Origin of the sequence: Streptomyces sp. DH12 (assembly GCF_020873895.1) — a bacterium.
Classification (GTDB): Bacteria; Actinomycetota; Actinomycetes; order Streptomycetales; family Streptomycetaceae; genus Streptomyces.
In genome coordinates, this window is the sequence record NZ_JAHWGT010000130.1 from 1 (window position 1) to 958 (window position 958).

Annotated in this window: 2 protein-coding genes and 1 pseudogene; all 3 read right to left on the reverse strand. The window is 68.4% G+C overall.

Going from position 1 to position 958, the window contains the following annotated elements; genetic code table 11:
* Positions 1 to 152, reverse strand: a pseudogene (locus LPA54_RS32970) (ectoine hydroxylase); the annotation flags it as partial.
* Positions 153 to 158: 6 nt separating this feature from the next.
* Entirely contained in the window at positions 159 to 557 is a 399-nt protein-coding gene (locus LPA54_RS32975) for an ectoine synthase (protein WP_004932953.1), read from the reverse strand.
* Between the two features lie 36 nt (positions 558 to 593).
* On the reverse strand, positions 594 to 958 hold a 365-nt coding region (locus LPA54_RS32980; protein ID WP_228984423.1), incomplete at its 5' end, for an aminotransferase class III-fold pyridoxal phosphate-dependent enzyme.

Here is a 958-nt window from a genome sequence, read left to right on the forward strand (position 1 = left end):
AAGCCGTCGCGGTCCAGCGCCTGGAGGTCACCCGCCGAGACCGGACCGGGCGTGTCCGGGGAGCCCCAGACGACCGGGTCCTGGCGCGGGGTGACCACCTCGGTGGCACCGCGGGTCGGGTAGAGATCGGTGACGTGCGTGGTCGTGGTCACGGTGACTCACACCTCCTCGGTGAGCAGCGGGTAGACGCCGTTCTCGTCGTGGTCCTCCCGTCCGGTCACGGGCGGGTTGAAGACACAGATGCAGTGGAAGTCCTCCTTGACCTTGAGCGTGTGCCGCTCATGGCCGTCGAGGAGGTACATGGTGCCGGGCGTGATGTGGTACGTCTTCCCGGTCTCGCGGTCGGTCAGCTCGGCGTCGCCCTTGGTGCAGACGACGGCCTCGATGTGGTTCGCGTACCACATGTCCGTCTCCGTGCCCGCGTACAGGATCGTCTCGTGCACGGAGAAGCCGACCTTCTCCTTGGCGAGGACGATGCGCTTGCTCTCCCACGTGCCGGACGCCGATTTCACGTGCCGGTCGGTGCCTTCGATCTCCTTGAACGAACGGACGATCACGGTGTTGCGATGCCTCCTCGGCTGGGGGTGTGTGCTTCAGGCGGTCTCACGGACGGCGCGGGCGAGGACCCTGAGGCCCTCGTCCAGCTCGTCCGGGGTGATGGTCAGGGCGGGAAGCAGCTTGACGACCTCGCTCTCCGGGCCGGACGTCTCGATCAGCAGACCGAGCTCGAAGGCGCGCCCGGCCACACGGCCGGCGCGCTGCTTGTCGTGGAACTCCAGGCCCCACACCAGGCCGCGGCCGCGGTACTCCTTGACGTCGGCGAGGTTCTCCTCGGTGATGGCGATCATCGCCTGCTCCACCTGCTCGCCGCGCTGACGGGTCTGCTTCTCCATCGCGGAGCCGTCCGCCCAGTACGCCTCCAGGGCGGCGGTGGCCGTCACGAACGCGGGGTTGTTGC